Source organism: Streptomyces profundus, assembly GCF_020740535.1.
GTDB classification, from domain to species: domain Bacteria; phylum Actinomycetota; class Actinomycetes; order Streptomycetales; family Streptomycetaceae; genus Streptomyces; species Streptomyces profundus.
The window spans coordinates 1,092,437-1,119,159 of record NZ_CP082362.1 but is presented as its reverse complement, the minus strand read 5'-3'; the positions used below and the strand labels follow the sequence as shown (position 1 = coordinate 1,119,159).

The 26,723-nt window shown below is 72.6% G+C and carries 23 protein-coding genes and 1 pseudogene; 17 read left to right on the top strand and 7 right to left on the bottom strand.

Annotation, left to right across the window (positions count from 1 at the left end; translation table 11 throughout):
• Window positions 1–109: 109 nt before the first annotated feature.
• The 7 genes from trpB to K4G22_RS04925 all read left to right on the top strand — a co-directional run bounded on the left by trpB (window position 110) and on the right by K4G22_RS04925 (window position 6,975).
• Window positions 110–1,351 carry a tryptophan synthase subunit beta gene (gene trpB, locus K4G22_RS04955; protein WP_228078442.1) on the top strand — a complete coding sequence of 414 codons (1,242 nt, stop codon included), beginning with the start codon at window positions 110–112 and terminating at the stop codon, window positions 1,349–1,351.
• Complete coding sequence (gene trpA, locus K4G22_RS04950; RefSeq protein WP_228078441.1) at window positions 1,348–2,166, top strand: tryptophan synthase subunit alpha; 819 nt, start codon at window positions 1,348–1,350, stop codon at window positions 2,164–2,166. Before trpB ends, trpA begins: the two co-directional genes overlap by 4 nt.
• 67 nt (window positions 2,167–2,233) lie before the next feature.
• Window positions 2,234–3,451, top strand: coding sequence for a DUF1266 domain-containing protein (locus tag K4G22_RS04945; RefSeq protein ID WP_228078440.1), 1,218 nt, complete (start codon window positions 2,234–2,236; stop codon window positions 3,449–3,451).
• A 53-nt stretch (window positions 3,452–3,504) separates the two neighbouring features.
• A complete protein-coding gene (locus K4G22_RS04940) occupies window positions 3,505–4,554 on the top strand; it encodes an NAD-dependent epimerase/dehydratase family protein (protein ID WP_228078439.1) in 1,050 nt (349 codons plus the stop codon).
• 320 nt (window positions 4,555–4,874) lie between these two features.
• A complete protein-coding gene (locus K4G22_RS04935; RefSeq protein WP_228078438.1) occupies window positions 4,875–5,540 on the top strand; it encodes a glycosyltransferase family 2 protein in 666 nt (221 codons plus the stop codon).
• A 44-nt stretch (window positions 5,541–5,584) separates the two neighbouring features.
• On the top strand, window positions 5,585–6,277 hold the full coding sequence (locus tag K4G22_RS04930; protein WP_228078437.1) for a TIGR04282 family arsenosugar biosynthesis glycosyltransferase: 693 nt from the start codon (window positions 5,585–5,587) through the stop codon (window positions 6,275–6,277).
• Complete coding sequence (locus tag K4G22_RS04925) at window positions 6,274–6,975, top strand: class I SAM-dependent methyltransferase (protein ID WP_228078436.1); 702 nt, start codon at window positions 6,274–6,276, stop codon at window positions 6,973–6,975. Before K4G22_RS04930 ends, K4G22_RS04925 begins: the two co-directional genes overlap by 4 nt.
• 305 nt (window positions 6,976–7,280) lie before the next feature.
• Here K4G22_RS04925 and K4G22_RS04920 read toward each other — a convergent pair whose 3' ends face one another.
• From K4G22_RS04920 to K4G22_RS04910, 3 genes are read right to left on the bottom strand one after another with little or no spacing between them, the layout of a single operon-like run.
• The gene (locus tag K4G22_RS04920) at window positions 7,281–7,733 is read right to left on the bottom strand and encodes a hypothetical protein (RefSeq protein WP_228078435.1); all 453 of its coding nucleotides are present in this window, start codon (window positions 7,731–7,733) and stop codon (window positions 7,281–7,283) included.
• A gap of 4 nt (window positions 7,734–7,737) precedes the next feature.
• Complete coding sequence (locus K4G22_RS04915; RefSeq protein ID WP_228078434.1) at window positions 7,738–8,859, bottom strand: molybdopterin-dependent oxidoreductase; 1,122 nt, start codon at window positions 8,857–8,859, stop codon at window positions 7,738–7,740.
• Window positions 8,856–10,316, bottom strand: a complete 1,461-nt coding sequence (locus tag K4G22_RS04910) for a hypothetical protein (RefSeq protein WP_228078433.1) — start codon at window positions 10,314–10,316, stop codon at window positions 8,856–8,858. The genes K4G22_RS04915 and K4G22_RS04910 overlap by 4 nt, the downstream gene beginning before the upstream one ends.
• 101 nt (window positions 10,317–10,417) lie before the next feature.
• Between K4G22_RS04910 and K4G22_RS04905 the strand changes: the two genes are divergently transcribed.
• From K4G22_RS04905 to K4G22_RS04885, 5 genes are all read left to right on the top strand, one after another.
• Window positions 10,418–11,158 (top strand): DsbA family protein, encoded by a 741-nt coding sequence (locus tag K4G22_RS04905; RefSeq protein ID WP_228078432.1) that lies wholly within the window; start codon window positions 10,418–10,420, stop codon window positions 11,156–11,158.
• Between the two features lie 105 nt (window positions 11,159–11,263).
• A complete protein-coding gene (lgt, locus tag K4G22_RS04900) occupies window positions 11,264–12,343 on the top strand; it encodes a prolipoprotein diacylglyceryl transferase (RefSeq protein WP_228078431.1) in 1,080 nt (359 codons plus the stop codon).
• Between the two features lie 16 nt (window positions 12,344–12,359).
• Complete coding sequence (locus K4G22_RS04895; protein WP_228078430.1) at window positions 12,360–13,061, top strand: VIT1/CCC1 transporter family protein; 702 nt, start codon at window positions 12,360–12,362, stop codon at window positions 13,059–13,061.
• A 423-nt stretch (window positions 13,062–13,484) separates the two neighbouring features.
• Window positions 13,485–18,017: a glutamate synthase large subunit gene (gene gltB / locus K4G22_RS04890; RefSeq protein ID WP_228083951.1), complete on the top strand. Its 4,533-nt coding sequence runs from the start codon at window positions 13,485–13,487 to the stop codon at window positions 18,015–18,017.
• Window positions 18,010–19,470, top strand: coding sequence for a glutamate synthase subunit beta (locus tag K4G22_RS04885; protein WP_228078429.1), 1,461 nt, complete (start codon window positions 18,010–18,012; stop codon window positions 19,468–19,470). The genes gltB and K4G22_RS04885 overlap by 8 nt, the downstream gene beginning before the upstream one ends.
• A gap of 115 nt (window positions 19,471–19,585) precedes the next feature.
• Here the strand turns inward: K4G22_RS04885 and K4G22_RS04880 are convergent, their stop codons facing one another.
• Window positions 19,586–20,191, bottom strand: a complete 606-nt coding sequence (locus K4G22_RS04880; RefSeq protein ID WP_228078428.1) for a hypothetical protein — start codon at window positions 20,189–20,191, stop codon at window positions 19,586–19,588.
• 185 nt (window positions 20,192–20,376) lie between these two features.
• Here K4G22_RS04880 and K4G22_RS04875 point away from each other — a divergent pair, with 185 nt between their 5' ends.
• The 3 genes from K4G22_RS04875 to K4G22_RS04865 are packed head-to-tail and all read left to right on the top strand — an operon-like array spanning window position 20,377 to window position 23,436.
• Window positions 20,377–21,669, top strand: a complete 1,293-nt coding sequence (locus K4G22_RS04875) for a sugar ABC transporter substrate-binding protein (RefSeq protein WP_228078427.1) — start codon at window positions 20,377–20,379, stop codon at window positions 21,667–21,669.
• Window positions 21,659–22,615, top strand: a complete 957-nt coding sequence (locus K4G22_RS04870; protein ID WP_228078426.1) for a carbohydrate ABC transporter permease — start codon at window positions 21,659–21,661, stop codon at window positions 22,613–22,615. The genes K4G22_RS04875 and K4G22_RS04870 overlap by 11 nt, the downstream gene beginning before the upstream one ends.
• On the top strand, window positions 22,612–23,436 hold the full coding sequence (locus tag K4G22_RS04865) for a carbohydrate ABC transporter permease (RefSeq protein WP_228078425.1): 825 nt from the start codon (window positions 22,612–22,614) through the stop codon (window positions 23,434–23,436). The genes K4G22_RS04870 and K4G22_RS04865 overlap by 4 nt, the downstream gene beginning before the upstream one ends.
• A 41-nt stretch (window positions 23,437–23,477) precedes the next feature.
• On the opposite strand, the gene K4G22_RS04860 is transcribed toward K4G22_RS04865, so the two are convergent.
• The 3 genes and pseudogenes from K4G22_RS04860 to K4G22_RS04850 all read right to left on the bottom strand — a co-directional run bounded on the left by K4G22_RS04860 (window position 23,478) and on the right by K4G22_RS04850 (window position 25,077).
• Window positions 23,478–24,407: a TIGR03564 family F420-dependent LLM class oxidoreductase gene (locus tag K4G22_RS04860; protein ID WP_228078424.1), complete on the bottom strand. Its 930-nt coding sequence runs from the start codon at window positions 24,405–24,407 to the stop codon at window positions 23,478–23,480.
• A 28-nt stretch (window positions 24,408–24,435) separates the two neighbouring features.
• Window positions 24,436–24,771 (bottom strand): annotated as a pseudogene (locus K4G22_RS04855) (SbtR family transcriptional regulator); the annotation flags it as partial.
• Between the two features lie 93 nt (window positions 24,772–24,864).
• On the bottom strand, window positions 24,865–25,077 hold the full coding sequence (locus K4G22_RS04850; RefSeq protein ID WP_228078422.1) for a VOC family protein: 213 nt from the start codon (window positions 25,075–25,077) through the stop codon (window positions 24,865–24,867).
• A gap of 23 nt (window positions 25,078–25,100) precedes the next feature.
• On the opposite strand from K4G22_RS04850, the gene K4G22_RS04845 reads away from it, so the two are divergent.
• The gene (locus K4G22_RS04845) at window positions 25,101–25,475 is read left to right on the top strand and encodes a chorismate mutase (RefSeq protein WP_228078421.1); all 375 of its coding nucleotides are present in this window, start codon (window positions 25,101–25,103) and stop codon (window positions 25,473–25,475) included.
• Window positions 25,476–25,620: 145 nt separating this feature from the next.
• Window positions 25,621–26,706: a peptidoglycan recognition protein family protein gene (locus tag K4G22_RS31905; RefSeq protein WP_425336604.1), complete on the top strand. Its 1,086-nt coding sequence runs from the start codon at window positions 25,621–25,623 to the stop codon at window positions 26,704–26,706.
• The last annotated feature ends 17 nt before the right edge of the window (window positions 26,707–26,723 follow it).

Sequence of the window (26,723 nt, the reverse complement as noted above, 5' to 3'; positions counted from 1 at the left end):
CTCCCGGTGTCCTCGACACCCCCGCACGCCGCCCGGCCGAGCGCCCGCCGCGTGCCAGGGTGTCCCGTTCCGCTCCTCTTTCCGTTCTTCTGGGAAGGCACAGAGATCGATGCCAGCTGAGTACTTCCATCCCGACCCCGACAGTGGGGTGCCCGACGCGCGGGGCTACTTCGGCGCCTTCGGCGGCACCTTCGTCCCCGAGGCCCTGAGGTCGGCCATGGACGAGGTCGCCGCCGAGTACGAGAAGGCGAGGAACGACCCCGCCTTCCTCGCCGAGCTGGACGACCTGATGGTCAACTACGCGGGCCGCCCGAGCCCGTTGACCGAGGTGCCCAGGTTCGCCGAACAGGCCGGCGGCGCCCGGGTGTTCCTCAAGCGTGAGGACCTCAACCACACCGGCTCGCACAAGATCAACAACGTGTTGGGGCAGGCGCTGCTCACCCGCAGGATGGGCAAGACCCGGGTGATCGCCGAGACCGGCGCGGGCCAGCACGGCGTGGCCACGGCCACCGCCTGCGCCCTCTTCGGGCTGCGCTGCACCATCTACATGGGCGAGGTCGACACCGAGCGGCAGGCCCTGAACGTCGCCAGGATGCGGATGCTGGGCGCCGAGGTGATCGCGGTCTCCTCGGGCAGCCGCACCCTGAAGGACGCCATCAACGAGGCGTTCCGCAACTGGGTCGCCACCGTCGAGACGACCCACTACCTCTTCGGCACGGCCGCCGGACCGCACCCGTTCCCCGCCCTGGTGCGGGACTTCCACCGGGTCATCGGGGTGGAGGCCAGGCGGCAGATCACCGAGCGCGTCGGGCGGCTGCCGGACGCGGTGGTCGCCTGTGTGGGCGGCGGCTCCAACGCGATCGGCCTCTTCCACGCCTTCATCCCGGACGCCGGGGTCCGCCTGGTCGGCTGCGAGGCGGCCGGGCACGGCGTCGAGTCGGGCGAGCACGCGGCGACGCTGACCGCCGGCGAACCCGGTGTGCTGCACGGCTCGCGCTCCTATGTGCTCCAGGACGACGAGGGGCAGATCACCGAGCCGTACTCGATCTCGGCCGGCCTCGACTACCCGGGGATCGGCCCCGAGCACTCCTACCTCAAGGACAGCGGACGCGGCGAGTACCGGCCCGTCACGGACGCCCAGGCCATGGAGGCGCTGCGGCTGCTGTCCCGCACCGAGGGCATCATTCCGGCCATCGAGAGCGCCCACGCGCTCGCCGGCGCCCTCGAACTCGGGCGGGAGCTGGGCCCCGAGGCCGTGCTGGTGGTCAACCTCTCCGGGCGCGGCGACAAGGACATGGACACCGCCGCCCGCTACTTCGGGCTCTACGACGGCGAGGAGAACGACCGGTGAGCGGCAATCTGAAGCTGCTGGAGGCGGCGTTGGCGGGGGCGCGCGCCGAGGGGCGCGCGGCGTTGCTCGGCTACTACCCGGCCGGCTTCCCCAGCGTGGACGCGGGCATCCGCGCCGCGGTGGCCATGGTCGAGGGCGGCTGCGACATCATCGAGATCGGACTGCCGCACAGCGACCCGGTGTTGGACGGCCCGGTCATCCAGACCGCCGACGACATCGCGCTGCGCGGCGGGGTGCGGATCGCCGACGTGCTGCGCACGGTGCGCGAACTGCACGCGGCGACCGGCGTGCCGGTGCTGGTGATGACCTACTGGAACCCGGTGGACCGCTACGGTCCCGAGCGGTTCGCCGCCGAACTCGCCGAGGCGGGCGGGGCCGGCTGCATCCTGCCCGACCTGCCGGTCGAGGAGTCCGACGGCTGGTGCGAGGCCGCCGAACAGCACGGTCTCGCCACGGTGTTCGTGGTCGCGCCCAGCAGCGCCGACGCGCGGCTGGCCACCATCACGGCGGCCGGCAGCGGCTTCGTCTACGCGGCCTCGCTGATGGGGGTCACCGGCGGGCGGGCCGCCGTCAGCCAGGGCGCGGCCGGTCTGGTGGCGCGCACCAGGGAGACCACCAGGCTGCCGGTCTGCGTCGGCCTCGGCGTCTCCAACGGCACCCAGGCGGCCGAGGTCGCGGGCTTCGCCGACGGGGTGATCGTCGGCTCCGCCTTTGTCCAGGCGGTGCTCGACCGGCTGGCGGACGAACCGGCCGCCGTCGAACAACTGCGCGCGTTGGCGGGCGAGTTGGCCGCCGGGGTGCGGGCCGGACGGTGATCGGGGGCCGGGGCGCCGACGGCTGGTCAGCGCCCCGGCTGTCACTGGCTGCGGGTACAGTCGGGCCATGGCGAACGAGGGGACCTCGGCCGATCTGCCGTGGCAGCCGCCCACGAGCGTGGAGCAACAGCTCTATGACGCGGGGCTGAACAGCGACTGGACGCGTTACTTCGAGGTGCTGGCCGGCACGGATCTCTTCCTGCCGATGTCCAGGGAGTTGGCGGACGCGGTGCCGGGCCGGCTGCGGTTCAGCCCGTTCCACCACCCGGACGTCAAGGGCCCCTGCCTGCCGGTGTACACGCGGGGCATGCTGCCCCCGCCGGTGGCCGACCAGATCTTCGAGCGCTGCGAGCTGGCCGATCTCGCCAAGGGCTGGCCGCGCCCCGCCCGTTGGCTCGCCGTCAACCCGGGCACGCCGGTGGAGACGTTCCTCCCGGCCGATCCCCGCAAGTGGAAGCGGCGGGCGAGGAACGGCTCGGCCGAGAGCCCGTTGAAGACGCTCTGGACGGGCCACCGCACGGGGCCGATGGCGCACGGCCTGGCCTGTGGCGCCCTGCTGATGGTCAACAACGGCGCCATCTGGAACCACCTGGGCTGGCAGTCCGGCGGCTACTCGGAGGAGAAGGAGCTGCTGCGGGCCTGGTGGAGCGTCACCGGCAGGGGCCAGTGGCTGGAGATCCTGGAGCGCCTGCTGAAGGGCGAACTGATATCCCCCGCCTGGGAGTTCGTGCTCCGGGTGCGGCAGGCGATGATCCAGGAGTACGGCGCGGTGCCCGATCCGGTCGGCTGGCGGGAGGCCGCCGAGCGGGTGCTCCTCTCCCGCACCGCCGAGGTGGTGGACCGCACGGGCAAGCCCCCCGAGTTCGATCTGGACGCCGATATCGCGCTGGCCCACCAGCTGATCGGCCAGGTGCTGCGCTATGAGGCGCGCTTCCGCGCGGACGGCCTGATGGCGGCGGACGAATGCGTCCGCTCCGTCCTCGCCTGGGACTTCGGCCGCGCCTCCTGCATGGCGCGCTGGGGTCTCGGCGCCCGGCTCGGCGAGCTGGCCGAGACGGAGCGCGCGGTGCTGCACGCCAGCGAGGGCGCCCGGCAGGTGTACCAGTCCTGGGGGGACTACGCGACGGGCTACATCCTGGGCCGCTGTCTGCACTTCGACAGCGAGGAGTTCGGCGACTGGTACACGGAGATGGTCACGGTCTTCCGGATCCTCACCACCGATCCGGAGAGCCCCTGGCTGAGCGTTCCCTGGGAACACCCCGCGGTGGATCTCACGGAACGCTGACGCGCGGCGCCGGCTCCCACCGAGCCGGGGCGGCGCTCGCTAGCGTGACCGCTATGCGCGTATTGGTCACGGGAGGAGCCGGTTTCATTGGCTCCCATATCGTTCAAGCCCTGTTGTCCGCCGGCCATGAGCCGACGGTTCTCGACATCCGGCCGCCGGAGGCCGCGGGCGCGGCCGGCGTGCCGGCCGAAGTGCCCTGGATCCGCGCCGACGTGCGGGACGCCCAGGCCCTGGCCGGTGTCCTGCCGGGAGCCCAGGCCGTCTGCCACCAGGCCGCGATGGTCGGCCTGGGCAAGGACTTCGCCGACGCACCCGAGTATGTCTCGGTCAACGACCTGGGCACCGCCCGCCTGTTGGCGGCCATGGCCCAGGCCGGGGTGCGCGATCTGGTTCTCGCCGGATCCATGGTGGTCTACGGCGAGGGGCGCTACGACTGCGCCCGGCACGGCCAGGTCCGCCCGGGGCCGCGCCGGGTGGCGGAGTTGGACGCCGGCCACTTCGAACCGCCCTGCCCGGAGTGCGGGGCGCCGCTCCTGCCCGGGCTGGTCGACGAGGAGGATCCGGTCGATCCCCGGAGCGTCTACGCCGCCACCAAGCTGGCCCAGGAGAACCTGGCCGCCGCCTGGGCCAGGGATGTCGGAGGGCGGGCGATCAGCCTGCGCTACCACAACGTCTACGGCGACCGGATGCCCCGGGACACGCCCTACGCCGGCGTGGCGGCGTTCTTCCGCTCGGCGCTGGAGGCCGGCCGCCCGCCCAGGGTCTTCGAAGACGGCGCGCAGCGGCGGGACTTCGTCCATGTGACGGATGTGGCCCGCGCCAATGTCGCGGCGCTCGGCGCGCTGGCCGACCGCCCCGCCGGCGGGGCGCGGGCCTACAACGTCGGCAGCGGACAGCCGCACACGGTGGGCGAGATGGCCACCGCGCTGGCCGAGGCGCGCGGCGGCCCGGCCCCCGTGGTCACCGGCGAGTACCGACGCGGCGACGTTCGCCATATCACCGCCTCATCGGCTCGGCTCCAGAAGGAGCTGGACTGTTTCCCGCGCGTCGCCTTCGCCGACGGGGTGCGGAGCTTCGCCACCGCCCCCCTGCGTTCCCCCTGACGCAACGGCGTTCGGCGCTCGGCCCGTTGACGGGTCGGGCGCCGCGCGCGGGGGAGTGGGCGCCGGCGCGTGTCCGGGGGGCGGCGCGCCGGCGTGTCACATGTTCGAGACCGCCCCCGCGGAAACGTCAGCTCGGCTCCCCGAAAACCACCGGATCGAGTGGCTGGCCGGCGCGTTGGACCCGCGTCGCCCGGTGTGGCCCCGCCGGGCTGCCAGACTCCCCCCGCCATGCGTGGCGGTCGCCCGGCCGGATGCGAACACCGGGATTCATCAGCACTGTTGTACCGGTATGTGTTGTTTGTCTTTGTACGGTATGCCGGGTGAGTAACCATTCATCCGCGCGGGGCGACGTGGTACTGCCCTGCCTGAACGAGGCCGAGGCCCTTCCCTGGGTCCTCGACCGCATCCCTGACGGCTGGAACGCCGTCGTGGTGGACAACGGCTCCACGGACGACTCGGCCCGTATCGCCGAACAGCTGGGCGCGCGCGTGGTGTTCGAACCGCGCCGTGGCTTCGGCGCCGCCTGCCACGCCGGACTCCGCGCCGCCACCGCCGAGCTGGTGGCGTTCTGCGACTGCGACGCCTCCCTCGACCCCACCGAGCTGCCCCGGGTGGCCGCCCCGGTGGTTGACGGCGAGGCCGATCTGGTGCTGGCCAGACGCCAGCCCACCGAAAGAGGGGCCTGGCCGCTGCACGCCAGGGTCGGCAACCAGGCGCTCTCCCGGCTGGTGCGTCGCCGCACGGGGCTGAGACTCCACGATCTCGGCCCGATGCGGGTGGCCCGCAGAGCGGACCTGTTGGCGCTCGACCTCACCGACCGGCGCAGCGGCTATCCGCTCCAGATGGTGGTGCGCGCGGCCGACGCCGGCTGGCGGGTGGTCGAGACCGACGTGCCCTATCTGCCCCGCGTCGGCACCTCCAAGGTGACCGGCACCTGGCGGGGCACCTGGCACGCCGTTCACGACATGCGGGAGGTGCTCAGTTGACTCCTCCACCAGCCGAAGCGGGGGGAATCCCCGAAGGAGTCCCGATGCCCCTTCCACCGGTGGGTCCCACGACCCTGCTGGTCATCGCCAAGGAGCCGGTGCCCGGCCGGGTCAAGACCCGGCTGACCCCGCCGTTCAGCCCGGCCGAGGCCGCCGGGATCGCGGCGGCGGCCCTGGCCGACACCCTGGAAGCCCTGCTCCTGACGCCGGCCAGCCGCCGGGTCCTGGTGCTCGAAGGGCGCCCCGGCCCCTGGCTGCCCCCCGGCTACCGGGTGGTGCCGCAGTGCGCCGGCGGCCTCGACGAGCGGATCGCCGCCGCGTTCGCCGGGTGTACCGGGCCCACCCTGTTGGTGGGCATGGACACTCCGCAGCTGACCCCGCAGCTGCTGGCCCCGGCGACCGGGCTCGACAGCTGGCCGCCGGGGCGGGCCTGGCTCGGCCCGGCCGAGGACGGCGGGTTCTGGGCCCTCGGCATGGCCGAACCCCGCCCCGAACTGGTGCGCGGTGTGCCGATGTCCACCGCCCGCACCGGCGAGGAACAGCGCCGGCGGCTGCTCGCCGCCGGGCTCGACGTCCGCACCCTGCCGCCGCTGCACGATGTCGACACGGCCAGGGACGCGGAACGGGTCGCCGCCGCGCACCCGGGCGGCCGGTTCGCCGCCGCGCTCGCCGCCCTGGCCGGCGGCGCCGAGCGGCGGCCCGTCGGGGCGGCCCCCCACAAGGGAGGGGGGCGATGACCACCGCCACCACCACGGCCTGGTCGACCGACCTCTACACGCTGGCCCTGCGGGCCGGCCGGGGCCCGCTCTTCCTGCGCGCCGCCAACGGGGACCGGCTCCGCCTCGACGTCGAACGCTGGTGCCAGCGGCCCGACGCCGCCGACCGCACGGTGCTGGAGCGCTGCGTGGGCAGCGTGCTGGACATCGGCTGCGGACCGGGCCGGATGGTCGCGGCGCTGGCCAGACGGGCCAGCCCGGCCCTGGGCATCGACACCGCGCGCGCCGCCGTGCAGCGCACCAGGGCCAGGGGCGGCGCCGCGCTGCTGCGTTCGGTCTTCGACGCGCTGCCCGACGAGGGCGGCTGGGACAGCGTGCTGCTGATGGACGGCAACGTCGGCATCGGTGGCGATCCGCTGGCGCTGCTCCACCGCGTCGGCCAGCTGATCACCCCCGGCGGCCTGCTGCTGGTGGAGGCGGCGCAGTCCGAGGTGGACGAGCGGTTCGACGCCTGGCTCGACGACGACCAGGGGGGCACCAGCCCGGCGTTCCCCTGGGCCAGGGTCGGCGTCGACGCGCTCCGCGGCCAGGCCGAGGCCGCCGGCTGGACCACGGTCGCCCGCTGGTCCACCCACGCCCGCCCGTTCCTGGCGCTCCGCCGCGACGGCCTCGCCGGCCCGGCCCTCGCGGCGCCCCCCACCGCGCGGGCATCGGGCTGACCCCCACCGGGACGGCGGCCTGGGCGCCGCCGCCTGCCGGCGGGGCCCGGTCCCGGACCGTGTGGGTCGGGCCCCGCCGGCGAGGCGGCGGCGTTCGCGTGTGTGCCGAGTCGCCTCCCGCCGGGGACGGCTCGGACCAGCTCCCTGGGCTTAACGGCCGGCCCCCACCGGGAGCTGGGGCCGACGACGGCTACCCCCGGTGTCCCGCGTCCTGGCCGCTGCGGGCCCGCTGGCCTTCACCGCGGGTGCGGGAGTCGCACCGTGTGACGGTTCGAGTGGCGGTACCGCTGCCGCCGTGGCCCGGGTCAGCGCGGTGGTTCCCCCCGTTGGCCCGCACCGCGCCAGCGGGGCCGGCGGATCAGCATCACCGCCAGGGCCACGGCGGCCAGGGAGATCAGCAGACCGCGTGGGTAGTCGAGCGGCAGCGAGGTGGGGTAGCGGGGCGAGCCGGCGCGCAGCAGCGGCGGCAGCGCGACCAGCACCAGCGCCCCCGCGGCCAACAGCCCGCCGCGCAGCGGACCGCGCCACCGGCCGGCGGGCAGGGCGAGCCCGATCAGCGACACCAGCGGGGCCAGCAGCAGATCGTGCGCCAGCAGCGTGCCCACCAGCCAGCCGGCCACCTGGCCCGGCGTGCCGTCCGCCGTGCCGCTCCACAGCAGCCGCACCCCCACGCCGATCAGCAGCAGACCCAGCGCGCCCGACGCCAGCCGGACCGCCGCGATCGTCCGCCCACCGCCGGCGGCATCCGCGTCGGTCATTCCGTCACTCCGTCACTTCGATGGTCTCGACCCACTTCGTCTGCCACACCCCCGGCCGGTTGGGCGTGATGATCCGGGCCGGGAAGCCATGGTCCAGGCTCAGCACCTCCCCGTTGAGGCGCAGCGCCAGCAGCGTCAGCGGATCGGCCGTGTACTGGCCCGGCATCTCCATCACCCGGTAGCCGCCCGTGGTCTGCGCCGACCGCACCCGCAGCGCCGTCCGCGCCGGCGCGCCGGCCAGCTCCAGCAGATCCCGCAGCCGCACCCCCGTCCACTCGGCCGAGGCGCTCCAGCCCTCCACACAGGCGATGGGCAGCCGCTCCGTGTGCTGCCGCAGCGCGCCCAGTTCGGCCAGCGAGAGGGTGTACTCCAGCGGGCCCACCACCCGCAGCCGCCATCGCTCGGACGTCAGCTCGGCACGGTCGACGCCCGCCGCCCTCGCCGTCCGGTTGATCGGCAGCCCCTGCGTCCCCCGGTCGGGATCGCGCGGCGCCAACAGGACGAACGGGCGCAACGGCGGGAACGTCTGCCCCGCCGTCACCACCGTCACCGCCCCCACCCCGGCCGCCACGCCGAGCAGCAGCGACCTGCGGTCGGCCAGCTCGGGATCGGCCGGATCGCGCCGCCAGTGCCGCGCGACCAGCGGCAGGCGCACCGCCACATGCAGCACCACCGAGCCGACCAGCACCCAGGCCAGCGCGAAGTGCACCGGCTTGAAGGAGAACGGCCACGGATACCACTGGGTGATGTTGACCAGCCCGATCAGCACCTCAAGCAGCCCGACCGACACCAGCACGGCCACCGAGAGCCGGTCCAGCGCGTGCGGCAGCGAACGCACCGGCGGCCGGACCCAGAGCCGGGGATAGACCGCCCACAGCTTCGCCAACAGCAGCGGGACCAGCGCGATCCCGGTGGCCACATGGAGTCCCTGGCTCACCCGGTAGCCCCACACGGGGCGGGTCGGCAGACGCGGCTCCAGCCAGCCGGGCGGCGTCTGGAGCCCATGGCTGACCAGCCCGGTGGCGAAGCAGACCAGCACGCCCACCCCCAGCAGCCGCCCCACCGCGGTCGCCGTCCGCGCGTCGTGCAGCCGCCCACGGAAGCGCGGCCACCGGGCGACCTTCACCAGCTGGTCCGGTACACGTGGTTGACGGTCACCGCCATCACCACCTGGGCCGCCAGCCACCAGCGGGCCCGGTGCGGCGGCAACAGCGCCGTCACCGGCAGCGTCCAGACCACGAACGGCAGCCAGATCCGTTCCGTCTCCGCCTTGCTCATCCCGGAGAGGTCCGCCACCAGCAGCGCGGCCAGCGCCGACGCCACCAGCACCACCAGCGCGCCGTACCCCCGGGGCGGACGCCGCTCGGCCGTCAGATCCCGCAGCCCGCCCGGCAGCCTCGGGGCCCAGTGCCGCAACCCCGCCACCGTGGCGAGACCGACCGTCAACACCTGCGCCGCCACATTGGCCCAGACGAAGTACCCGTAGGGGCGCTGCCCGCCGGCGCCCGCGTAGTAGCGCTCCACCAGCACCTGGTAGCCCTCGTACCACCAGAAGCCGTTGGCGGTGAAGAGCGCCACCCAGGCCGCGACGCCAACCAGCACATACGGCAGCGGGCGCCACTCCCGCGTCAGCGCCAGCACGGCGACCCCGACCAGCGCCATCAGCGTCAACCCGTAGGACAGATAGACCAACCAGCCGAAGAGCACCCCGGAGCCCAGCGCCGCCCACCGCCACCCCCCGCCGGGCGACCGCCGCCGGACGCAGGCAACCGTCAGCAGCGCCACGGCCCAGGCCGCCACCGCCGCGAAGTAGGCGTCGGCCGAGACGCCGAGCCAGACCGCCGCCGGCGCCAGCACCAGGAACGGCGCCGCCCGCCTGGCCAGCCGCTCGCCGCTGAGCGCCCGCACCGTGAGCAGCACGGCGGCCGGCACGCTGGCCGCCCAGAGCACACAGAACATCGAGGCCCAGGTGCCACCGGAGAGCCCGATCCGGTCCAGCAGGACGAACGTCAGGGTCGCCCCCGGCGGATGGCCCGCCACATGCGCCGGCCAGTTGTCGGGCGCGTCGATGGGGATCTGGTGGACGAAGGTGTCCAGGAAGTGGCCCAGGCCCGGCAGCGCGTTGATGTCGTCGACCGACCGCAGGTACTCGTGCTTGGTCTCCAGGTTGTTGGTCACCCCGCGTCGCCAGCCGTCGATCGACGCCAGCGCGAGCAGCCAGCCGACCGAGCCCACCCAGGTGGACAGCAGCAGCCAGCGCCAGGGGAGCCGCCGCGCCAGCGACGGGCCGTAGAGCACCCCGAGCCCCGCCAACACCAGCGCCGGCACGGTGCCGGGGCCGACGTGCGGCGCCCAGCTGGCCAGCAGCGGCGGGGACTGGAGCCGCAGCCGGTCCCCGTCGTTGATGGCGGTGCCCAGCACCGCCGAGAGCGCGAAGAGCAGCGCGGCGCAGCCGGCCGCGATCAGCTCCCCGCGCGGCCCAGCGGCCGGCGGCCTGCGCGGGGGAACGGGCGCGGGCGCCGCCCCCGGGGCGGCTTCCAGCGGGGCGGACACGGGGGTGGGGGAGGACACTTTCTCGGGCATCACACCAGGAGGAACGAGGCCGGACGCCTCCCGTCACCTGCGCCAATCGTTGCGCGTGGCGTTCGGGCGTGTCCTGCCGGGCCCGGTGTCGTTGGCCAGGCGTGAGTGCACGGAATCGAGAGGGACAGCGCAGCGCCAGGGAGCGGCTGCGGGAAGAACGCGAGCGGGAGCGCGCCGGTGAGCGGAGGTTGCGCGTCCTCAAGATCGTCGGGGTCACCGCCGTGGTGCTGGCGATCGCCGCCGGCGTCGGCGTCCTGGCCGCCGGCGGAGGGCAGGACGACGACAGCGCGGGCCCCGCGGCCGACCCCGTCCGGGTGGGCGAGGCGTCCGCTCCGGCGGTGCTGACGGTCTTCGAGGACTTCCGCTGTCCGGCCTGTCAACACTTCGAGTCCACGTTCCGGGAGACGATCAACGAGCTGACGGAGGCGGGGCAGCTGCGCGTCGACTACCACCTGGTCACCATCATCGACGGCAACATGCGCGGCAGCGGCTCGAGGAACGCCGCCAACGCCGCCGCCTGCGCCCGCGACCAGGGCGCCTTCCCCGAATACCACGACCTGCTCTTCGACAACCAGCCGCCCGAGACCGACGACGCCTTCGCCGACAAGTCCCTGCTGATCGATCTGGCGCGGGGGATCGAGGCCCTGGACAACGAGACCTTCCAGGCGTGCGTCCAGGACGGCACCCACGACGACTGGGTCTCCCGCGCCAACGCGGACTTCCTCAACGGCGACCACGTCGCCACGCCCACCGTGTTGCTCAACAACGAGCGGCTGGGCCAGGACGGCGCCGGGCTGACCCCCGACCACCTGCGCGAACGCGTGGCCGAGTTGGCCGGCTGAGGGGCCGCCCCCGCCCGGGGCCTGGGGGGCGCGGGGTGACACGGGCGGTCAACCGGGCCACAGGATTCCACTGAGGGCGCGGGGCACGGTAGCGTCGGGGGCACCATGGAGATCCTTGCCTCTATCCCCAGTCCCGGCAGCAGCGAGATCGAGCTGGGGCCACTGCCCCTGCGCGGCTACGCGGTGTGCATCATCATCGGTGTCTTCCTGGCCATCTGGCTGGGTGGTCGGCGCTGGGTCCAACGGGGCGGCCGAGCCGAGACGGTGGCCGATATCGCGGTGTGGGCGGTGCCGTTCGGCCTGATCGGGGCGCGGATCTACCACGTGGTCACCGACTACCAGCGCTACTTCGACGAGGGCAGGAACTGGGTCGACGCGTTCAAGATCTGGGACGGCGGTATCGGCATCTGGGGCGCGATCGCCGGTGGCGCGGTGGGCGCCTGGGTCGCCTGCCGCAGGCGCGGCATCGCGCTGCCGCCGATGGCGGACGCCGTCGCGCCCGGCATCGCCTTCGCACAGGCGATCGGCCGCTGGGGCAACTGGTTCAACCAGGAGCTGTTCGGCCGCCCGACCGATCTGCCCTGGGCCGTCCGGATCAGCAACGAGGAGAACATCCCGCCGGAGTACCGGGGCATCCACGACACCTTCCAGCCGACCTTCCTCTACGAGTCGCTGTGGTGCGTGGGCGTCGGCGTGCTGGTGATCTGGGCGGACCGCAGGTTCCGCCTCGGCCACGGCCGGGCCTTCGCGCTCTATGTCGCGGGCTACACCGTCGGCCGCTTCTGGATCGAGTACCTGCGGGTCGACGAGGCGCACGAGTTCCTCGGCCTGCGGCTCAACAACTGGACCTCCGTGGCCCTCTTCCTGGCCGCCGTCGCCTATCTGGTGATCTCCCACCGCCGCGCCCCCGGTCGGGAGGAGGACGTCGAGCCGCGCCCCGACGACCAGCCCGACACCCCGGACGCCGAGGCCAGGGCAGGCGTGTCGGGTGTCGACACGAAGGACGTCGACACGAAGGACGCCGACGCCACGGCCGAGGGCGCCGGGAAGTCCGAGGGATCCAAGGGCGCCGAGGGCGCCGAGGGGTCGACGGCGAAGGCGCTCCTCGACAAGGACGGATCCGGGGAGAAGCCGGCCGCGCCGGAGGCGGGCGGCCCGGAGACGGCGCCCGCCACCTCCTCCTGATCCGATCCGCACGCCGATGTCAGGGGCCGAGGCGCACCACCGCCATCGCGATGTCCAGGGCGGCTGGCTGCGCCCCGCGGTCTTCGGGGCCATGGACGGTCTGGTCTCCAACCTCGGCCTGATCAGCGGCGTCGCGGGAAGTTCCGCCGCCAGCCAGACGGTGGTGGTCGCCGGGATGGCGGGGATGGCGGCCGGCGCCTTCTCGATGGCGGCCGGTGAGTACACCTCGGTCGCGGCCCAGCGCGAGCTGGTGCTGGCCGAGCTGGCGGTGGAGCGTCGGGAGCTGACCACCCATCCGGAGGCGGAACTCGCCGAGCTGGCGGCCGTCTTCGAGAACCGGGGCGTGGATCCGGAGCTGGCCCGTGAGGTGGCCGGGCAGCTCTCGCGCGATCCCGAGCAGGCCCTGGAGATCCACGCGCGGGAGGAGCTGGGCGTCGGCCCGGCCGACCTCCCCTCGCCCGCGGTGGCGGCTGGCTCCTCGTTCGTCTCCTTCGCGGTGGGCGCGGTGCTGCCGGTGGCGCCCTATCTGCTGGGGGCCCAGGAGCTCTGGCCAGCGGTGCTGGTCTCCCTGGTGGGGCTCTTCCTCTGCGGCGCGCTGGTGGCGCGGATCACCGCCCGCCCCTGGTGGTTCAGCGGTACCCGGCAGCTGGCGCTCGGCGCCGCGGCGGCCGGTCTCACCTATCTTCTCGGCTCGGCCTTTGGCACGGCCGTGGGCTGACCTACTCTGGGACAGGCCCGCCCGAGATCAGGTGAGACCAGCTGAGACCGGGCGGGATCGGGCGGAGTCGGGAATACGGCCGCGATGGGTCACGTTAGGTCACTTTGACGTGCTTCGGGGTGAGCTTTGTTTCCAAGGGGTTTCACTTCATGGACGTCGGGCAGGTGCTTGGACGCCCAACGGACAGTGGCGTCCACGCCAGCCAGGTGACAAGGGTGGTCATGTCGCCCATATCTGGCGCCAAGATCGGGCATGAAGTCCGTATCGTGGACTGACGTATCCGCTTCCCGGGAAACGGGCCATCGTGTAACCTGCGTGAAAATTTTAGCAACGCCAGGGCCAACGTCGTCCCTCGGAGCCACACAGACCAAGACGACGACGGGAGAGCCGATGCGTTCTGCGTCCCACCCGGTTAAGCAGGGGATGTACGACCCGCGCAACGAGCACGACGCCTGCGGTGTCGGCTTTGTCGCCACTCTCACCGGCGAAGCCAGCCATCAGCTCGTTGACCAGGCGCTCGCCGTTCTGCGCAACCTTGAGCACCGTGGGGCCACCGGCTCTGACCCGGACACCGGCGACGGTGCGGGCATCCTGATCCAGATCCCCGACGGGTTCCTCCGTGAGAACGTCTCCTTCGCGCTGCCGCCCGCCGGCCGGTACGCCGCCGGCCTGGCCTTTCTCCCCGCCGAGGCGGCGGCGGCCGAGGCCGCGGCCGCCCGGGTGGCCGAGATCGCGGCCGAGGAGGGGCTGACCGTCCTGGGCTGGCGTGAGGTGCCCGTCGCCCCCGATCTGCTGGGCGCCTCGGCCCGGGAGACCATGCCGTCCTTCCGGCAGCTCTTCGTCGCCGACCAGCGCGAAGGCCGCGAGGGTCGTGCCGACATCGAGCTGGACCGGATCGTCTTCGGCCTGCGCAAGCGCGCCGAGCGCGAGGCCGGGATCTACTTCCCCTCGCTCTCCTCGCGCACCATCGTCTACAAGGGGATGCTCACCACCGGGCAGCTGGAGCCCTTCTTCCCCGACCTCTCCGACCGCCGGCTGACCAGCGCCATCGCGCTGGTGCACTCGCGGTTCTCCACCAACACCTTCCCCAGCTGGCCGCTGGCGCACCCGTACCGCTTCGTCGCGCACAACGGCGAGATCAACACCGTCCAGGGCAACCGCAACTGGATGAGGGCCAGGGAGTCGCAGCTGGCCAGCGGCCTCTTCGGGGACCCGGAGCGGCTGGAGCGGGTGTTCCCGATCTGCACCCCGGAGGCGTCCGACTCGGCGACCTTCGACGAGGTGCTCGAACTCCTCCACCTCGGCGGCCGTTCGCTGCCGCACGCGGTGCTGATGATGGTCCCCGAGGCGTGGGAGAACCACCCGTCGATGGACCCGAAACGCCGCGCGTTCTACGAGTTCCACTCCACGATGATGGAGCCCTGGGACGGGCCCGCCTGTGTCACCTTCACCGACGGCAAGCAGGTCGGCGCCGTGCTGGACCGCAACGGTCTGCGTCCGGGCCGGTACTGGGTGACCGACGACGGCTTCGTGGTGCTCTCCTCCGAGGTCGGCGTGCTGGATCTTGAGCCGGCGAGGGTGGTCCGCAAGGGGCGTCTCCAACCGGGCCGGATGTTCCTGGTGGACACCGTCGAGCACCGGATCATCGAGGACGACGAGATCAAGGAGCGGCTGGCCGCCGAGCACCCCTACGAGGAGTGGCTGGCGGACGGTCAGATCGAGCTGGCCGACCTCCCGCAGCGCGAGCACGTGGTGCACACCCATGCCTCCGTCGCCCGTCGGCAGCAGACCTTCGGCTACACCGAGGAGGAGCTTCGGGTCCTGCTCACGCCGATGGCCAGTGCGGGCGCCGAGCCGATCGGCTCGATGGGCACCGACACCCCGATCGCCGCGCTCTCCGAGCGCCCCCGACTGATCTTCGACTACTTCACCCAGCTGTTCGCGCAGGTCACCAACCCGCCGCTGGACGCCATCAGGGAGGAGCTGGTCACCTCGCTGCTGTCCGCGCTGGGGCCGCAGGGCAACCTGCTGGAGCCGACCGCCGACTCCTGTCGCAGCGTGACGCTGCCCTTCCCGGTGATCGACAACGACGAGCTGGCCAAGCTCATCCACATCAACGCCGACGGCGACCTGCCGAGCTTCGCCTCCACCACGCTCTCCGGGCTCTACCGGGTCTCGGGCGGCGGCGCGGCGCTGGCGCGGCGTCTCGACGAGGTCTGCGCCGAGGCGGACGCGGCCATCGCCGAGGGCGCGCGGGTGATCGTGCTCTCCGACCGGCACTCGGACGCCGAGCACGCCCCGATCCCCTCGCTGCTGCTCACCTCGGCCGTGCACCACCATCTGATCCGCACCAAGCAGCGCACCCAGGTGGGGCTGCTGGTGGAGGCCGGCGACGTCCGCGAGGTGCACCATGTCGCGCTGCTGATCGGCTACGGCGCCGCGGCCGTGAACCCCTATCTGGCCATGGAGTCCGTGGAGGACCTGGCCATCCGGGGCACCTTCCTGCCCGGGGTCGAGCCGGCCGTCGCCATCGGCAACCTGATCAAGGCGCTCGGCAAGGGAGTGCTCAAGGTGATGTCCAAGATGGGCATCTCCACCGTGGCGTCCTACCGTGGCGCCCAGGTCTTCGAGGCGGTCGGTCTGGACACCGCCTTCGTCGAGCGCTACTTCCAGGGCACCGCCACCAAGATCGGCGGCGCCGACCTCGACGTGATCGCCAAGGAGGTCGCCGCCCGGCACGCCAAGGCGTATCCGGCCTCCGGCGTGACATCGGCGCACCGCACGCTGGAGATCGGCGGCGAGTACCAGTGGCGCCGCGAGGGCGAGCCGCACCTCTTCGACCCGGAGGCGGTGTTCCGGCTCCAGCACTCCACCCGCGAGGGCCGCTACGACGTCTTCCGCCAGTACACCCAGCGGGTGAACGAGCAGGCGGAGCGGCTGATGACGCTGCGCGGCCTGTTCCGGCTGCGGGACGGCGAGCGCGCGCCCGTGCCGCTGGACGAGGTCGAGCCGGTGAGCGAGATCGTCAAGCGGTTCTCCACCGGCGCGATGAGCTACGGCTCCATCTCCCAGGAGGCGCACGAGACCCTGGCGATCGCCATGAACCGGCTGGGCGCCAAGTCCAACACCGGTGAGGGCGGCGAGGACTCCGACCGGCTGCTCGACCCCACCAGGCGCAGCGCCATCAAGCAGGTGGCGTCCGGACGGTTCGGCGTGACCAGCGAGTACCTGGTGCACGCGGACGACATCCAGATCAAGATGGCGCAGGGCGCCAAGCCGGGCGAGGGCGGGCAGCTGCCCGGGCACAAGGTCTATCCCTGGGTGGCCAAAACCCGGCACTCGACGCCCGGCGTGGGCCTGATCTCCCCGCCGCCGCACCACGACATCTACTCCATCGAGGATCTGGCGCAGCTGATCCACGACCTGAAGAACGCCAACCCGGCGGCCCGTATCCATGTGAAGCTGGTCTCCGAGGTCGGCGTCGGCACCGTCGCCGCCGGCGTCTCCAAGGCGCACGCGGACGTGGTGCTGATCTCGGGCCACGACGGCGGCACCGGCGCCTCCCCGCTGACCTCGCTCAAGCACGCGGGCGGCCCCTGGGAGCTCGGCCTGGCCGAGACCCAGCAGACGTTGCTGCTCAACGGGCTGCGGGACCGGATCGTGGTGCAGACCGACGGCCAGCTGAAGACCGGCCGCGACGTGCTGATCGCGGCGCTGCTGGGCGCCGAGGAGTACGGTTTCGCCACCGCGCCGCTGGTGGTCTCCGGCTGTGTGCTGATGCGGGTATGTCACCTGGACACCTGCCCCGTCGGCATCGCCACCCAGAACCCGGCGCTGCGCGAACGCTTCGCCGGCAAGCCGGAGTTCGTGGTGAACTTCTTCGAGTTCATCGCCGAGGAGGTCCGCGAGCTGCTGGCCGAGCTCGGCTTCCGCAGCCTGGACGAGGCGGTCGGGCGCGCGGAGCTGCTCGACGTGTCCCGGGCCGTCGACCACTGGAAGGCGCAGGGGCTTGACCTGGCCCCGCTGCTCCACGTTCCGGAGCTGCCCGACGGCGCGGTCAGGCGGCGGGTCGTCGACCAGGACCACGGGCTGGCCAAGGCGCTGGACAACGAGCTGATCAAGCTGTCGGCCGACGCGCTCGCCGCCGAGCGGGCCGAGGACGCCCAGCCGGTGCGGGCCCAGGTGCCGGTGCGCAACATCAACCGCACCGTCGGCACCATGTTGGGCAACGCCGTCACCAAGCGGTTCGGCGGCGCCGGTCTCTCGGACGACACCATCGACATCACCTTCACCGGCTCCGCCGGCCAGTCCTTCGGCGCCTTCGTGCCGCGCGGAGTGACGCTGCGGCTGGAGGGCGACGCCAACGACTACGTCGGCAAGGGCCTCTCCGGGGGCCGCCTTGTGGTGCGCCCGGACCGGGGGGCCGAGCATCTGCCGGAGTTCTCCACCATCGCGGGCAACACCATCGCCTATGGCGCGACCGGCGGGGAGATCTTCCTGCGCGGCCGGGTCGGCGAGCGGTTCTGCGTGCGGAACTCGGGCGCCACCGTGGTCGCCGAGGGCGTGGGCGACCACGGCTGCGAGTACATGACCGGCGGCCGGGCCGTGGTGCTGGGCGACACCGGGCGGAACTTCGCGGCCGGCATGTCGGGTGGCGTGGCCTATGTGGTCGATCTCGATCCCGACCTGGTCAACACCGGAATGGTCGCGGTCGAACCGCTGGAGGAATCCGATCAGAGCTGGCTACGCGGGGTGCTGCGCCGCCATGCCGAGGAGACCGGCTCCACCGTCGCCGACCGGCTGCTCAAGGACTGGGACAGCGCCGTCGTCCGGTTCAGCAAGATCATGCCCACCACCTACAAGGCCGTGCTCGCCGCCAAGGAGGCCGCCGAGCGGGCCGGACTCAGCGAGTCCGAGACCCACGAGAAGATGATGGAGGCGGCGACCCATGGCTGATCCGAAGGGCTTTCTCACCACCGAGCGCGAGGGCGCCACGAGCCGCCCCGTCGCCGAGCGGGTCAGGGACTGGAACGAGGTCTACGTTCCCGGTTCGCTGCTGCCGGTGATCAGCAAGCAGGCCGGCCGCTGTATGGACTGCGGTGTGCCGTTCTGTCACAGCGGCTGTCCGCTGGGCAATCTGATCCCCGAGTGGAACGACTACGCGTACCGGGGCGACTGGGCCGCCGCCAGCGAGCGGCTGCACGCCACCAACAACTTCCCCGAGTTCACCGGGCGGCTGTGCCCCGCGCCCTGCGAGTCCGCCTGCGTCCTCGGCATCAACCGGCCGGCGGTCACCATCAAGAACGTCGAGGTGACCATCATCGACAAGGCGTGGGAGGCCGGCGACGTCACGCCGCAGCCGCCGCAGCGGCTCTCCGGCAAGACGGTCGCCGTCATCGGCTCGGGCCCGGCGGGCCTCGCCGCCGCCCAGCAGCTGACCAGGGCGGGGCACACCGTCGCCGTCTTCGAGCGCTCGGACCGCGTCGGCGGGCTGCTGCGCTACGGCATCCCCGAGTTCAAGATGGAGAAGCGGCACCTCAACCGCCGCATCGAGCAGATGCGCGCCGAGGGCACCAAGTTCCGCACCGAGGTGGAGATCGGCCGGGACCTGGACGCCACCAAACTGCGCCGCCGCTACGACGCCGTGGTGATCGCCGCCGGCGCCACCACCGCACGCGATCTGCCCGTGCCCGGGCGGGAGCTGAACGGCGTGCACCAGGCCATGGAGTATCTGCCGCTGGCCAACAAGGTGCAGGAGGGCGATCTCACCCGCGCCCCGATCACCGCCGAGGGCAAGCATGTGGTGGTCATCGGCGGCGGCGACACCGGCGCCGACTGCGTGGGCACCGCGCACCGGCAGGGCGCCGCCTCGGTCACCCAGCTGGAGATCATGCCGCGCCCCTCCGAGGAGCGCGCCGGCCACCAGCCGTGGCCCACGTTCCCCATGCTCTACAAGGTGACCTCGGCGCACGAGGAGGGCGGCGAGCGGGTCTACTCGGTCTCCACCACCCACTTCGAGGGCGACGAGGCCGGCGACGTCCAGTGGCTGCACCTGATCGAGGTGGAGTTCGTCGACGGCAAGCTCACCCAGAAGGCCGGCACCGAACGGCGTATCCCCGCGCAACTGGTCACCCTGGCCATGGGGTTCACCGGCACCGACCAGGAGAACGGCCTGGTGCGGCAGTTCGGCCTCGAACTGGACGCGCGCGGCAACGTCGCCAGGGACGCCAGCTACGCCACCAACGTCGACGGCGTCTTCGTCGCGGGTGACGCGGGGCGCGGGCAGTCGCTGATCGTCTGGGCCATCGCCGAGGGGCGCGCCGCCGCCCGTGGCGTGGACCGTTTCCTCACCGGGGAGAGCGCGCTGCCCTACCCGGTGCGGCCGACCGACCGCTCGTTGGCGGTCTGAACCGGCCCCTCACCCGTGCCGTACAACGTGGTACGGACACCCCACGGCGCCCGCCCCTCCCCGACCGAAGGGCGGGCGCCGTCATGTGGGCCGTTCGCCGGTCCGCGTGGCGCGATCAGGCCGGCGGCAGCTCGGCGCCGCTGACCGCGTCCACCACGGTGCGGTCGCCCAGCTCGTTCTCCAGCTCGACCGGGACCTCGTCCAACACCAGGATCTCGGCGCACATCTGGACCTCCGGGTCGGGCTCGATCCAGCCGCCGAGGATCACCAGGTCGTCCGTCTCGGCGACCCAGGCGCCGAAGCCGGCGTCGCACTGGCCGTGGCCGATCTGGACGGTCAGCTCGTCCGCCGTCGGGTCCGCCTCGGCGAGCCCCGTCAGCGGCGCGAGGTGCTCGCCCTCCTCGCCGGCCGGCTCCGGCTCGGGCCAGGTGTCGACCACGATCTGGGCGCGCTGTTGGAAGGCGGCCTGGCCGTGTTCGCCGTGTTCGCCGGATCCACCGTGTTCGCCGGATCCGCCCGACTCGCCGGAGTCGTCCGGGTCGGTTTCGTCGCCCGGCTGCTCCTCGTCGGGGTTCTCGTCGGGTGTCTCCTCCGGTGCCTCCTCGGGGGGAGCCTCGTTCTCCTGGCCGTCCCCGGCCGTGTCCTCCGAATCGGAAGAGCCACAGCCGGCCAGCAGCAGGCCGGCCAGCGCGACGGTCGGCACGATCATCTTCTGTCGCACGACGTACCTCCTTTGCGTGTGCCGATGGGACGCGCGGGGCCGGCCGCGGGTTCCGCCGGCCGCCAGAGGTCCAGCCCATAAACGGTGTTGCCCCTGAGGTGTGGAGCGACTCCCGGGTGGACAGCGCTGTCACATCCCCGCCGCGCGGACGCGGACGGGGAGGACGGTGAGGACGGGAGAGAGCAGTGACGCACACCTCCGGAAGACACCCTCGGCGCCGGCGCCGCCGGCTGATCGCCTGCGCCGCCGCCCTGACCCTGGGCGCGGCCACCGCCTGCGGCGGGGACGGCGGTTCGGCCGACTCCCTGGAACTCTGGATCATGGAGGGCACCAACCCCGACGCCCGGCCCTATGTCGAGGCGCTCCAGGCGGAGTTCATCGAGCGCACCGGGGCCACGCTCGATGTGCAGTTCATCCAGTGGGGCGACGCCCACGACCGGATCACCACCGCGATGGCCGGCGGCGAGCTGCCCGACGTGGCCGAGATCGGCACCACCTGGGCCCCGGAGTTCGGCGCGGCCGGCGCGCTGCGTGACCTCTCGGGGGACATCGAGGCGGGCGGGCTCGGCGACGACCTCGTGCCCGGTCTCCACGAGGCGGGCACGGTCGAGGGGGCCACCTACGGGATGCCCTGGTACGCGGGCGTCCGGGCGCTGATCTACCGGGCCGACGTCTTCGCCGAACACGGCCTCCAGCCGCCCACCACCTGGGACGAACTCCGCGATGTCGGCCTGGAGTTGCGGGAGCTGGAGCCGGAGATGATCCCGTTCCCCGTCTCCGGTGGCGCCGAGCACGGGCTGGCGCCCTTCATCTGGGGCGCCGGCGGGGAGATCGCCGAGCCGGACGGGGAGGGCGGCTGGCGCGCCACCGTCGCCGAACCGGCCGCCGTCGAGGGCATCGAGTTCTACACGTCGCTCGCCACCGAGCACGACCTCTCCGTCGCCGCCGCCCAGACCTGGCTGGAGACCGACCAGTTGGAGAGCTTCGAGAACGGCCAGGCGGCCATGGTGATCAACGGCAACTGGACGATCACCACCCTGCTGGAGTCCGATCCGACCTGGGCGGAGCGGATCGGCGTGGTGCCCGTCCCCGGCCGGGACGGGGGGTTCAGCCCCTCGTTCGTCGGCGGCTCGCTGCTGGGGGATTTCAACAGCTCCGAGCCCGAGCTGGCCTGGGAGCTGATCACCCTGATGAGCACCGGCGAGTTCGCCGCGTCCTGGGCCGATCAGACCGGCTACTTCCCGGGCCAGCAGAGCCTGTTGGCCGAGGTCCAGGCCAGGGACGAGCCGCTGGTCGCCCCCTTCGCCCAGCAGATGCTCGAAGCCGGCCGGAACCTGCCGGTCACCGAGAGGTACGGCGCGATCCAGGGTGAGCAGGTGCTCCAACGGATGCTCCAGTCCGTCCTCGCCGGCGACCGCACCGCCGCCGAGGCGGCGCGGGAGGCGGCGGCGACCATGGACGAGACCTTTGGCGACTGAGCCGCGCGCGACCGAGGCGGGGGCCGCCGCGCGCGCCAGGGCCCGTGCGGCCAGGGTGCGGGCGCTCCGGCCCTGGCTGCTGCTGGCCCCCGCCCTCGGCGTGCTCGCCGTGCTGCTGTTCTGGCCGCTCGCGCGGGTGGTGCTGCTGTCCTTCCAGGACTACGGGCTGCGGCAGATCAACACGGGCGAGAGCGACTACACCGGTCTCGACAACTACCGGGACATCCTGGGGGACTCCTTCCTGTGGACCACGGTGCTCCCCAACACCGTGCTCTTCGCGCTGAGTTGCGTGCTGCTCACGGTGGTGCTCGGCACCCTGGTCGCGCTGCTGCTGCGCCGCCTGGGGCCCGGCTGGCGGCTGGTCTGCTCCTGCGCGATCATGACGGCCTGGGCGATGCCCGCCGTCACCGGCACCTATGTCTGGATCTGGATCTTTGACCCGCTCAACGGCGTGGTGAGCGGCGGCCTCGACGCGGTGGGCGCGATCGAGCCGAGGGAGACCAACTGGTTCACCGACCGCTGGTCGTTCTACGCCATCGCCACGCTCAACGTGGTGCACCACGGCTTCCCCTTCGTGGCCATCACCGTCTACGCGGCGCTGCTCACCATCCCCAGGGAACTGCCGGAGGCGGCCCTGATGGACGGCGCGAACGCCTGGCAGCGGTTCTGGCGGATCACCGTGCCGACCATCCGTCCGGTCTTCCTGGTGGTCACCATTCTCTCCACCATCTGGGACTTCAAGGTCTTCGCGCAGATCTATCTGATGCCGGGCGGCGCGGGGGCCAACCAGGACGTGCTCAACCTCGGTGTCTGGTCCTATATCCAGTCCTTCAGCCGCAACGAGTACGGCATGGGCTCCGCCATCGCGGTGCTGCTCACCCTGCTGCTGCTCGCCATCACCGTGGGCTATGTGAAGGCCCTGTCCAGGGAGGGGGACCAGCTGTGAACCGGACGACCCCGCTGCGGCGTCTTGGCCTGGCGGTGGCCGTGGCCGCGCTGTTGGCGTTCACCCTCTTTCCCGTCTACTGGATGGTCTCCTCCGCCTTCGACCCGGCCGCCGACCACCGGGGCGCGGCCGTGCTGCCGCAGGGCTTCACCCTGGACCACTTCCGGCATGTGCTGGACACCGGCGAGTTCGGGCGCTACCTGCGGAACTCCGCGCTGGTCGGCCTCGGTACCGTGCTGCTCTCCGGACTGCTGGCGCTCTTCGCCGCCGTGGCCGTGGCCAGGTTCCGCTTCCGGCTGCGCACCAAGGTGCTGGTGATGATCCTGGTGGTGCAGATGGTGCCCCTGGAGGCGCTGGTGATCCCGCTCTTCCTCCAGATGCGCGATCTCCAGCTGCTCAACAGCCTGTTGGGGCTGACCATCGTCTATCTCGCCTTCTCGCTGCCGTTCGCGATCTGGACGCTGCGTGGCTTTGTCGCCGCCGTGCCCGAGGAGTTGGAGGAGGCGGCCTATCTGGACGGCTGCGGCTGGTGGCGGATGTTCCGCTCGGTGCTGTTGCCACTGGTGGCACCAGGACTTGTGGCCACCAGCGTGTTCGCCTTCATCGTCGCCTGGAACGAGTTCGTCTTCGCCTTTGTCTTCCTCCAGGACGACGCCAAGTACACCGCCGCCGTCGGGCTGCACCGCTTCTTCGGGCAGTACAGCACCGACTGGGGTGCCGTGATGGCGGGTTCGACGCTGATCACCCTGCCGGTGCTCGTCTTCTTCGTCCTGGTGCAGCGCCGCCTCGCCGCCGGCCTCGCCGCCGGCGCCATCAAGTGAGGGAAGGGCCCGCCATCGCTCGGGCGGTGGCGGGCCCGCCGTCAGGCCCCGCTCAGCTCGCCGGCCAGCCGCCAGGTGCGTCGGCGGGCCGCCTCGCCGCCCATGCCGGTCTGGGTCAGGATCACCTCGGTCGCGCCCGCGTTCCGGTACCGCCTGATCCCGGCGGCGACCGTCTCCTCGTCGCCGACGAGGGCCAGCTCACCGGCCCGGTCCGCGCCGCTCAGATCCAGCGCCCTGCGGTAGGACGGGATCGACTCGTAGAACGCCAACTCCTGCGTGGCGACCTCCCGCACCCTGGCCACCTCGGCGGTGACCACCGCCGGCACCAGCGCGACCACCCGGGGCGCCGGCCGCCCCGCCGCCTCGGCCGCCGCCGTCAGGGCCGGCACCACATGCTCGCCGAGCGCGCGCGGCCCGGCCAGGAACGGCAGCGTGCCGTCGGCGAGTTCGCCGGTCACCCGGAGCGCCTGCGACCCCATCGCGGCCACCAGCACCGGCGGCGGCTCGGCTCCCGGCAGGGAGACCGGCAACGTCGGCGCGGCGCCCAGCAGTTCGCCCCGGTAGTCGACGGTGCCGTCGGTGAGCAGGGGCCGGAGCGCCGTGAGGAACTCCCGCAGCAGGGCGACGGGGCGCTCGAAGGGGATCTGGAAGGCGCTCTCCACCAGCGGCTTGGCGCCCAGCGCGAGCCCCAGCTGGAAGCGGCCCCCGGTGGCGGCCTGCGCGGTCAGCGCCTGCCCGGCCACCAGCACCGGATGACGGGCGAAGACCGGGATCGCCGAGGTGCCCAGGGCCAGCCTCGGCACCACATGCCCGACCACCGCCGCCAGCGCGGCGGCGTCGTAGTCCAGCCGTTGCGCGAACCATCCGGAGGCCGCCCCGGCGGCCTCGGCCTCGCGGGCCAGGGCGACGACCGCGTCCACATAGTTGTCCCCGGCCACATTCGAACCCGTGAGCACCACTCCGATGTCCATGACAGGGCCAACGGGCCGCCCGGCGCCGCTATTCCCGTGCGCCCGGGGCGTGTTGGGCGCATTCGGTGCCCTCCCTGACCAGGCGGAGGAGTCGCTCGGCCTGCGGGGTGCCGGTGCCGGTGCTCGTGCCGGTGCTCGTGCTGGTCAGGGCGATCCCGCCGGCCAGGGCGAGCAGTTCGGACACGTCGAGGTCGGGGCGGGCGACCCCGGCGTGCTGCGCCCGGGCCAGCAGCGCGGACGCGACCGTGCGCAGGGAGCGGTGCCAGCGGTCGAACAGCGCGGAGCGTCCCCCGGCGGGGTCGTCGCTGATCGATGTGGCCAACGCCCGTTTGGCCGCGCCATGGACGATGAACTCCCGGAGCCAGTCGAAGAGAGGCGTCGCCCTGCGGGTCCGTGGCCAGCGGCGACTCCCCTCGGGCGTGGAGCGCGGCCACCTCCTCGGAGTAGACCGCGACGATCAGCTCGCGGCGGGACGCTCCGGGTCCGGCCAGCGCGGGGGCTGGTGGTTCTCGGCCCGCTGGAAGGCGATCCGCAGCCCGGTCGGGGTGGTCAACTCCACCCGGGGCGGCTCGCCGTCGGCCAGCTCCCCGCCGAGGATCTCGTGGTAGAGGGCGCCGAGGGCACGCGGATCGGGGCAGTCGACGACGACGCACTGAAGAGTCGCGATCAAGCCCGCGGCTTAGGGTGGTGACCATGGAGAACAGCAGCACGGGTGAGGGCGTCGTGGCGCGCGGTGGCCTGGACGACAGCGTGCGTGGCGAGCTGGCCTCGCTGCGCGACAGCATCGACAACATCGACGCGGCCGTGGTCCACATGTTGGCGGAGCGCTTCAAGTGCACCCAGCGGGTCGGGCGCCTCAAGGCCGACCACGATCTGCCGGCGGCCGATCCGGCGCGCGAGGCGCGGCAGATCATACGGCTGCGGGAGCTGGCCGAGAGCGCCAAGCTGGATCCGGCCTTCGCCGAGAAGCTGCTCAACTTCATCATCGCCGAGGTGATCCGCCACCACGAGACCATCGCCGGCGAGCGGCTCGCCAGGGACGAGGAGGGCGAGGGGGACCACGGCTGAGGGCGGCGCGCCCCTGCGGCGGGGGGCGGCGGAAAAGGCTGATAAGCGCCCCCATGAGGGGGTTGGGTAGCGGGTCCGCCCTGGGAATCATCCCCCTGGCGCAGTGTGCCCCCGAACCGGGGCCGCCTCATCTGCGGAGGGCCGCATGGCCACACCACTCAGCGCGGACGCACTGATCAAAGCCCTGAAGGCCGAGGGCGTACGCGTCGTCGAGTACAAGTCCTGGCGCACCAACAACCGCAACCACGTGGGGTCATGGGGCGGGGTCCACGGGGTGATGGTTCACCACACCGTCACCTCGGGCACCGCCGGCTCCGTCGAGCTCTGCTACAGCGGGCACTCCACGCTGCCAGGACCGCTGTGCCATGGCGTCATCGCCAAGGACGGCGCGGTCCATCTGGTCGGCCATGGCCGGGCGAACCACGCCGGCAGCGGCGACGGCGCCGTGCTGGACGCGGTGATCGCCGAACGGCCGCTGCCGCCCGACCAGAAGGCCGACACCGACGGCAACAGGTACTTCTACGGATTCGAGTGCGTCAACCTCGGTGACAACAAGGACCCGTGGCCGGCCGCGCAGGTCGAGGCGATCGTGCGGGCCTCCGCCGCGCTCTGTCGGGCGCACGGCTGGGGAAAGTCCGGGGACACCTCGGTGATCGGCCATCTGGAGTGGCAGCCGGGAAAGATCGACCCGCGTGGTCCCGGGGTCTCCATGGGCGATATCCGCAAGCGGGTCAGCGAACGCCTCAAGCACCCAGCCGACTGGAGCCCGGGCGGCTCCAACCCGCCCACGAAGGAGACACCCGTGCATCGGTATCTGGAGCGGAGCAACGGGGTCACGCTCACCCCGGGCGACTGGTACACGGTCACCTGGGACCGGCTCTATGTGCCGGGGAAGGGCTGGGCCGACCGACCACTGGAACAGACGCTGCTGTCCGGCGCCCATCTGTTCAGCCTCGACTTCGCGCTCCGCGCCGATGGGCTGGCGAGGGGCCAGGAGATCCAGCTGCGGGTGGCCCGCAACCACAAGAGGGGCGGGGTATGGGCCCGTGCCAAGTCGTGGCCGATCAACTCGCCGACGCATGACGCCGGCCGGGGCCACTTCACCCATCACTGGCAGGGGCACCTGCCGGGGACCGACGACAACCGGCTGGTGGCCGATGTCCTGGTGAACGGCGACGAGCCGGTGCGCGTGGACGAGCTGACCGCCTCGCTCCTGTACTGGCCGGCCTGACCTCGAGCGGACCGGCG

What these genes read in the sequence shown, in the direction of transcription:
- K4G22_RS04910 (WP_228078433.1), bottom strand. Translation starts at nt 10,316, where the DNA reads ATGCCCGAGAAAGTGTCCTCCCCCACCCCCGTGTCCGCCCCGCTGGAA.
- gltB (WP_228083951.1), top strand. Translation starts at nt 13,485, where the DNA reads ATGTACGACCCGCGCAACGAGCACGACGCCTGCGGTGTCGGCTTTGTC.
- lgt (WP_228078431.1), top strand. Translation starts at nt 11,264, where the DNA reads ATGGAGATCCTTGCCTCTATCCCCAGTCCCGGCAGCAGCGAGATCGAG.
- K4G22_RS04920 (WP_228078435.1), bottom strand. Translation starts at nt 7,733, where the DNA reads ATGACCGACGCGGATGCCGCCGGCGGTGGGCGGACGATCGCGGCGGTC.
- K4G22_RS04930 (WP_228078437.1), top strand. Translation starts at nt 5,585, where the DNA reads ATGCCCCTTCCACCGGTGGGTCCCACGACCCTGCTGGTCATCGCCAAG.
- K4G22_RS04860 (WP_228078424.1), bottom strand. Translation starts at nt 24,407, where the DNA reads ATGGACATCGGAGTGGTGCTCACGGGTTCGAATGTGGCCGGGGACAAC.
- K4G22_RS04885 (WP_228078429.1), top strand. Translation starts at nt 18,010, where the DNA reads ATGGCTGATCCGAAGGGCTTTCTCACCACCGAGCGCGAGGGCGCCACG.
- K4G22_RS04895 (WP_228078430.1), top strand. Translation starts at nt 12,360, where the DNA reads ATGTCAGGGGCCGAGGCGCACCACCGCCATCGCGATGTCCAGGGCGGC.
- K4G22_RS04940 (WP_228078439.1), top strand. Translation starts at nt 3,505, where the DNA reads ATGCGCGTATTGGTCACGGGAGGAGCCGGTTTCATTGGCTCCCATATC.
- K4G22_RS04945 (WP_228078440.1), top strand. Translation starts at nt 2,234, where the DNA reads ATGGCGAACGAGGGGACCTCGGCCGATCTGCCGTGGCAGCCGCCCACG.
- K4G22_RS31905 (WP_425336604.1), top strand. Translation starts at nt 25,621, where the DNA reads ATGGCCACACCACTCAGCGCGGACGCACTGATCAAAGCCCTGAAGGCC.
- K4G22_RS04925 (WP_228078436.1), top strand. Translation starts at nt 6,274, where the DNA reads ATGACCACCGCCACCACCACGGCCTGGTCGACCGACCTCTACACGCTG.
- trpB (WP_228078442.1), top strand. Translation starts at nt 110, where the DNA reads ATGCCAGCTGAGTACTTCCATCCCGACCCCGACAGTGGGGTGCCCGAC.
- K4G22_RS04845 (WP_228078421.1), top strand. Translation starts at nt 25,101, where the DNA reads ATGGAGAACAGCAGCACGGGTGAGGGCGTCGTGGCGCGCGGTGGCCTG.